The organism is Novosphingobium barchaimii LL02 (assembly GCF_001046635.1).
GTDB classification, from domain to species: domain Bacteria; phylum Pseudomonadota; class Alphaproteobacteria; order Sphingomonadales; family Sphingomonadaceae; genus Novosphingobium; species Novosphingobium barchaimii.
In genome coordinates this window covers 304,430-311,580 of sequence record NZ_KQ130457.1, presented here as the reverse complement: position 1 = coordinate 311,580, position 7,151 = coordinate 304,430, and the positions used below count along the sequence as shown (strand labels likewise).

5 protein-coding genes are annotated in these 7,151 nt (G+C 59.9%); 1 reads left to right on the top strand and 4 read right to left on the bottom strand.

The window, feature by feature from the left end; translation table 11 throughout:
• The 4 genes from V474_RS20245 to V474_RS20230 form a co-directional block, all read right to left on the bottom strand.
• Nucleotides 1-911 (bottom strand): electron transfer flavoprotein subunit alpha/FixB family protein (locus V474_RS20245; protein ID WP_059153211.1); only part of this gene is annotated, 911 nt, incomplete at its 3' end.
• A 1-nt stretch (nucleotide 912) separates the two neighbouring features.
• On the bottom strand, nucleotides 913-1,659 hold the full coding sequence (locus V474_RS20240; protein WP_059152816.1) for an electron transfer flavoprotein subunit beta/FixA family protein: 747 nt from the start codon (nucleotides 1,657-1,659) through the stop codon (nucleotides 913-915).
• Nucleotides 1,660-1,766: 107 nt separating this feature from the next.
• Nucleotides 1,767-2,483, bottom strand: coding sequence for a TetR/AcrR family transcriptional regulator (locus V474_RS20235; RefSeq protein ID WP_169795118.1), 717 nt, complete (start codon nucleotides 2,481-2,483; stop codon nucleotides 1,767-1,769).
• Nucleotides 2,470-4,230 (bottom strand): N-acyl-D-amino-acid deacylase family protein, encoded by a 1,761-nt coding sequence (locus tag V474_RS20230; RefSeq protein ID WP_059153209.1) that lies wholly within the window; start codon nucleotides 4,228-4,230, stop codon nucleotides 2,470-2,472. The genes V474_RS20235 and V474_RS20230 overlap by 14 nt, the downstream gene beginning before the upstream one ends.
• A 422-nt stretch (nucleotides 4,231-4,652) precedes the next feature.
• On the opposite strand from V474_RS20230, the gene V474_RS20225 reads away from it, so the two are divergent.
• Complete coding sequence (locus V474_RS20225; protein ID WP_169795117.1) at nucleotides 4,653-7,070, top strand: TonB-dependent receptor; 2,418 nt, start codon at nucleotides 4,653-4,655, stop codon at nucleotides 7,068-7,070.
• Nucleotides 7,071-7,151 lie beyond the last annotated feature (81 nt).

The window sequence follows — 7,151 nt, the reverse complement described above, 5'->3', positions numbered from 1 at the left end:
TCCGGTACGGCAGTGAACAGGTCAGCGACCAGGCCGATATCGGCGACCTGGAAGATCGGCGCGTCCTCGTCCTTGTTGATGGCGATGATGGTCTTGGAGTCCTTCATGCCGGCAAGGTGCTGGATCGCGCCCGAGATGCCGACGGCGATGTAGACTTCCGGTGCGACGATCTTGCCGGTCTGGCCAACCTGATAATCGTTGGGCACATAACCCGCATCGACCGCGGCGCGCGATGCGCCAACGCCGGCGCCCAGCTTGTCCGCCAGCGGCAGGATGATCGATTCGAAAGTCTCCGAATCCTTCAGCGCGCGGCCGCCGGAAACGATGATCTTCGCGCTGGTCAGTTCGGGACGCTCGGACTTGGCAAGCTCTGCGCCAACGAACGCGGACAGGCCGGCATCACCGGCGCCCGACACGTCTTCGACCGTGCCCGAACCGCCCGTGGCTTCCGCCTTGGCGAAGGCGGTGCCGCGCACGGTGATGACCAGCTTGGCATCGCTCGATTCCACGGTGGCGATGGCGTTACCGGCATAGATCGGACGCGTGAAGGTCTTCTCGCCCTCGACCGAGAGGATGTCCGAGATCTGCATCACATCGAGCAGCGCGGCAACGCGCGGCGCGATGTTCTTGCCGGTGGTGGTGGCGGGCACCACGAAGGCATCGTGATGGCCCATCAGCTCGGCGACGAGCGGGGCGACGTTTTCGGCCAGGCCATGCTCGTAGGCGGCGTTGTCGGCGAGGTGGACCTTGCCCACACCGGCGATCTGCGCAGCGGCATCGGCCACGGCGCGGCAGCCAGACCCTGCAACCAGCAGATGCACTTCACCCAGCTTGGCAGCGGCGGTGACGACGGCGAGGGTGGCGTCCTTGACGACAGCGTTGTCGTGCTCAACCCAAACAAGAGTCTTCATTTCAGGCTACTCCCATTTCCTTGAGCTTCGCGACGAGGGCGTCGACGTCAGCGATCTTGATACCTGCGGAACGCACCGGCGGCTCGGAAACCTTGAGGGTCTTGAGACGCGGCGTGATGTCGACCCCGTAGTCGGCGGGGCTCTTGGTATCGAGCTGCTTCTTCTTTGCCTTCATGATGTTGGGCAGCGAAGCATAGCGCGGCTCGTTCAGGCGAAGGTCGGTGGTGACGATGGCGGGAAGCGTCAGCTTCACCGTTTCGAGACCGCCGTCGACTTCGCGGGTGACGACAACCTGCTCGCCGTCGATCTCGATCTTGTTGGCGAAGGTGCCCTGAGGGCGGCCCAGCAACGCGGCGAGCATCTGGCCGGTCTGGTTCGAATCGTCATCGATCGCCTGCTTGCCAAGGATCACCAGGCCGGGGTTTTCTTCGCCGACGATGGCTTTCAGGATCTTGGCGACGGCCAGCGGCTCGACCTCCGCGTCGGTCTCGATCAGGATCGCCCGGTCGGCGCCCATGGCAAGCGCGGTACGCAGGGTTTCGGCAGCCTTGGCCGGCCCGACCGAGACCGCGATGATCTCTTCAGCCTTGCCCGCTTCCTTGATACGGATGGCTTCTTCCACCGCGATCTCGTCGAACGGGTTCATGCTCATCTTGACGTTGGCAAGGTCAACACCCGTGCCGTCGGCCTTGACCCGCGGCTTCACGTTATAGTCGATGACCCGCTTTACGGGCACGATGATCTTCATGCGATCTGTCCTCTCATTCAAGAACCGCCATCACGGACATTTGCGGCTCAAGGCCGGTTGCAGCGCTCATGCATAAAATTAATGAGTCTCGCAAGGCGCATTCTATTTCAGGGTGCGTGCGGCTTGCTGGCCCTGCAAGCGCCCTTCTCGCCCGCATCGAAAGCCCGATCCGGCCTTTCATGCATATGGACGGCGGCAATATCCGTAACCGATACGAACCGAACGAAGCGCGACGCGAGGATGTCAATCACGAGAGGATCGTTGGCGATCTCACCGCCCCGTGCAGCATGATTACCCTGATCGAGAATCTCGTAAATCACCAACCACGCTTCAAGCCATCGCCGGCGGTCGCACGGCTTTCGCGGGTCGAGGCGAAACGCCGGGATCCCTGTCCCCAACCCGTCGATGATTTCACCGACGAATTCCCTCGCACGCGCTGCGAATTCTGGATCGAGCACGCTGGCCTGCACAAAAACGCTAAGTAAGCAGCTGCTCGACCGATCCGCTTCGAACAGCACGCCGATCCACTCTGCAACCGCAGCGTGATCGCGATAGTTTCGCCCGGCTATAGATAACAGGCGAGGCATCGCGGCGCGCCCGTTTTCGCGGAAGAGGTCCCCCGCCAGCGCTGCCTTGCTGCCGAAATTACGATAGAACGTCATCCGGCTGACACCGGCTTTCAAGGCGATGTCTTCCACTGAGACGGCAAAATACCCTGCCGCGGCAAACGCCTTGCCGGCAGCCGCGAGCAAACGCTCGCGGCTGCCGGCTTTACGCTCTTGACCTTGCGCGCAGCCCCGCAGAACCCCGCTACTCGGCTGCAATGGCCACGGCCTCCGAGTTGCCTTCGTGCTCGCCGGCGACCGGGCCAATGAACTGGCCGGGATAACGGCCTGTAAACTCACCCTGATCGAACGTCGGCTCGCCTGCCACCAGGGTCAACCGCATCGGCGCCGGGTCCCGGGTGTAGCGATAGGTCCGCCCGCCGGTTCCGTCCCATACATCGAAGATCTTCTTCTCTGGACGCATCTCGATCTCGTTGAGGTCGAACACCGTGATGTCGGCCACCTTCCCGACTTCCAGCACGCCGCGATCATGCAGCCCGAAGAAATCGGCAAGCCTGCCGGTTAGCATGTGAACACCCTGCTCGATCGAAATGATGCCCCGGTCCCGGACGTAGTCGGTCAAAAGGAAGACATTGTACCCTGCCCCGCAAAACAGTTTGCCGTGGGCCCCTGCATCGCTGACGTTCGCCAGCGAATGCGTATCGACCAGCAGGTCGTTGAGAACGTCCTCGTCCTTTTCCCAGCTCTTTTTAAGGACCGTCGATTCCTGGCCGTTATTCAAAACCCATTCCGCCAGCGCGTCGGAAGCGTGGGCAATGCCGGTCTGCTCCATATAATCGGCAAGCGTGACGCCCGTAGGGCCGAACCCGGATTCGCTCTCCCGCAGCAGATTGGCCGACGGGTCATGGAGGATCGAGTGCGAGAACTGATTGTCCCAGGAAACGCGCGCACGGTCCAGCCATGCCGGATCGGACAGCATCGCGGCCTTTGCAGGCCATCCGGGCGTATTCACCAGTTCCTGCCAGACGGGATTGCCATTCTGCCCGAACACCAGAGTCCGGCCGAAATTGATGACGGAAGTGGGCGATATGACGTTAAAGGCGGTGTAGATATCGAGCCCTTCGGCCTTGAACTGTTCATGCAGTTCCTTGGCACGAGGCAACTGGTCGGCCATGAACTCCAAAGTCGGCATACCCGCCCACTGCATGCGGATTCCCTCGGCCTTGGCAAGCTGCCCGAAACGCTCGAGGGATACGTTGGCGGTCTTGCGCATGAAGTAATCGAGGATGACCTGGAAGGTCGTCCCGGGATATCGCTTAAGCACGCGCATCAGTGCGGTGATTTCGGCATCGTCGGCCTGCTGCGACGGCAGGGGCCGCTCGTCCTTGTCGTAGTCCAGGAAATTGGATGACAGGCCCATTGCCCCGGCAGCGAGCGCATCTTCCAGCAATTCGCACATGCGCTCGATTTCTTGCGCCGTTGCAGCGCGGTTCCAGGCGTCCTGACCCATGGCACACAAGCGCAGCGGAATATGGCCGCAGAAAGCTGCGAAATGGAGCGGCAGCTTCACCTTCGCCTGCATCGAGGCCTTGTACTCGCTCCATTTGCTCCAGTCCCAGGGCACGACGCTGCGCATCGGCTCTTCGGGAATATCCTCAAAATAATTGAAGATATTGATCACATCGGAAACGTCCTCCTCGGCCTGCGGGGCAGGAGCAAGCGAGAAACCGCAATTCCCGTTGATGGACGTGGTCGCTCCGTAGCCGGGAAGCGGTTCGAGGTTCGGATTCCACCACACCCCGCCGTCCCAGTGATTGTGCGTTTCGATGAAGCCGGGAGCCACATGGCAGCCGGTTGCATCGACGATACGCTCACCTCTGGTCGGCGAGAGGTCCGTGCCGATCTCGGCAATCCTCCCGTCGGCTACTCGCAGATCCGCGCGATATGCAGGCTGACCTGTTCCATCGACGATCGTGCCGCCTTTGATCAACAACCGAATTTCCATTTTGCCTCTCCAGACTTGCCCAGTCGGCTGTTTGCACGACTCTGGCGCGGCCCCATGTTACACACCGTAACGCACATAATGCAATTCTGGATATGTAATCTCCTTCATAAAGGAAATCGGTTCATCTCCTGGCGCCCGGCCTTGATGAGAACACTCCAGTCCGGTTGTAAAATGGATTGTTGCAGCTTGGCCACGCCTTTCGGTCAAGGCGATGACACCGCGCAGCCCCGCATTGACGAAGCCTCGGCAAAATGCGAATGCACATAGGCATATGTAATAAAAACGGGTGCTGCATGTGGTGCGGCAGCTTGGTCATATCGCTAAAGATGTCATGGCAGTGGTTCGCAGTGAACCGCTGTACGTGGCCGAGGGGAGAGAGCTTGATGTCATCTAGAATTCTGCGTTCGCTGTTGGTCACGACGATGCTGACCGTATCTGCACCGACGATCGCCCGCGCCCAGGACGCCGCCGTGGATACCGGGGAAATTATCGTCAATGCCCGGCGCGAATCCGAAAGCCTGCAGGACGTGCCTGTCAGCGTCCAGGTCGTTACCGGCTCCAACCTCCAGAAGCTGGCTATTACGAACGTGGAGGAAGTTTCAAAGCTCGCTCCCGGCCTCACCCTCGTTTCGAATGGCTCCAGCACGGCGATCACCCTGCGCGGGGTCACTTGGCAGCCCGGTTCGGGCACGCCGGCGACGCCGATCTACTTCAATGATGCTCCGTTCGATCCCGGCAACACCATCACGTCGCTTTTCGATGTTGGCCAGATCGAAGTGCTGCGCGGTCCGCAGGGCACCACGCGCGGCGCACCCTCGATCTCCGGCGCGGTGACGATCACCACCCGACGCCCCGATCTCGAAGAACTTGGCGGTTACGTCCAGGGACTTTATGGCTCTGGCGACCATCGGGATCTGCAAGCCGCTATCAACGTGCCGATTATCAAGAATGTTCTTGCGGTCCGTCTTGCCACCAACATAGAAGACAGTGACGGAACCCGCGTTTTCAGCGTCAACAGTTCCGTCAAGCCGAAGTTCAAGGACCGAAGCTACCGCGCCACGGTTCTGTTCAATCCGACCGATACTGTCTCGATCGTGGGAATGTACCAACGCCGGCGGACGCAAAGTCTCGTTTACTCGCAGGTTGCAGGGACCGGAAGCCCCGGGCTCGCCGCCCTGAACATCCCCGCCAATTTCAATGGGCCGGCACTATCGGTCAAGGATCAGGCATCGGTCCAGGATCTGCCCTCCGAGATAAACCAGCACGTCGATCTGCTGACAATCAACGCGACCTGGGAAGTATTCGGGCACAAGCTGAGTTACAATTATGGTAACCAGATGAACACCAGCCCGGATTCCCACAACGCCGTCGATCCGCTGAACATTCTACCTGGGTTCGAGGCATTTGCTTCGCCCGGCTACATCGGCAAGCCGAAGTTCCGCACGCATGAAATTCGCATTTCATCCATGCCGGATCCCGATCGCCCGTTCGAATACGACATTGGCTGGTTTTCGAAGCGCAGTAGCGGCGTTCAGAGCTTCGATTCGCCCACCTATTTGCCGGGCGCATTTGGAAGCCCGATATCCGCCGTTCCCGGCAACATAACCGTGCCCAACGACCGCTATGTGCTCAACAGCGCGACCAGAATTCAGATCGGCCAGGTATTTGACAGTTTCTACGGTAATATTCGACTGCATCCTGATGACAAGACCGAGCTGAGCGGCGGGTTCGCCATCATTCGCGACCGCATACCCGTGGACGTCGACATCAAGACGTTTGCCGCCTTCAACGCATTCACGGACCCCCGCCTGCCGTCACGCGCGCTTTGCCCCTTCGCGGCGCCCGGGGCAATCGCCAGCCCGGTCTATACATCCGGCGTCGTATGCGAAGTTGGCATTCCCGATGGCTTCCGGAACGCAACGCAGGCCAACAACGACAAGTACACCGCCGCAATCTATAATTTCTCACTTTCGCGTAAGATCAACGACGAACTTCTTGTTTATGCGACGACAGGCAGTTCTTTCCGCACTGGTCTTCCGGCGCTCAACAACCCTGGTCTGCCTGACGACTTCGTGACCCCATCGCCCGAAAAGGCGAAATCCTATGAAGTCGGTGTTAAAGCGACGTTCGGACGCGCATTCCGGATAAACGCATCCGCGTTCCAGCTGGACTACAAGAATCAGCTTACCGCCTTTGAAGGCATCAACTACTTCAACACGGTGAGCGGGCGCGTCGCGCAGACCAGCCTCGCATTCTACCGCAACATCGACGCGCGCGTTCGCGGATTTGAAGTCGAGATTGGCGCCAGACCCATCGAAAACCTGAACTTGGGCGCGAATATCAGCTACTCCAAGATCAAGTCGCGGGGCGGGCAGGTTCCGTGCAATGACGGCGTGCTGCCGACCGAAGGGGACCCGATCCATTTCTGCAGCTCCGCCAAGGGTCAGGTTCTCAATGCCCTCGCGCCCTTCCAGGCGACCGTGAATGGCAGCTACGACCTGCCGATTACGGATGCCATCGGCGGTTACTTCCGTTTCAACGTGAATTACCAAGGCAAGAATCCGAACTTTGGTAATTTCCGCCAGACGGACGGGTCATTCCGCGAGGCGAAATCGTACGCGCTGGTCGATCTCTTCGCCGGACTGGCCGGTTCTGGCGGAGCGTGGGACCTGGGCTTCTACGCGAAGAACGTCTTTAACCAGAAGGTTGAACTATCGCGCATCGCAACGTTCAATTCCGTGTATCCATCCTTTGCGGCCGCGTCCGGCTACGATGTAGTGCGGTCCACGCGTCCGCGTGAACTGGGCGTGACACTTCGGTACGCATTCGGATCTCGCTGACGCGAGGGCCTTATGGCTGAGGCTAAGGGGGGTGTAAGGTCGAGAGACTTTACGCCCCCTTAGCTATTAGCATGGCATAAC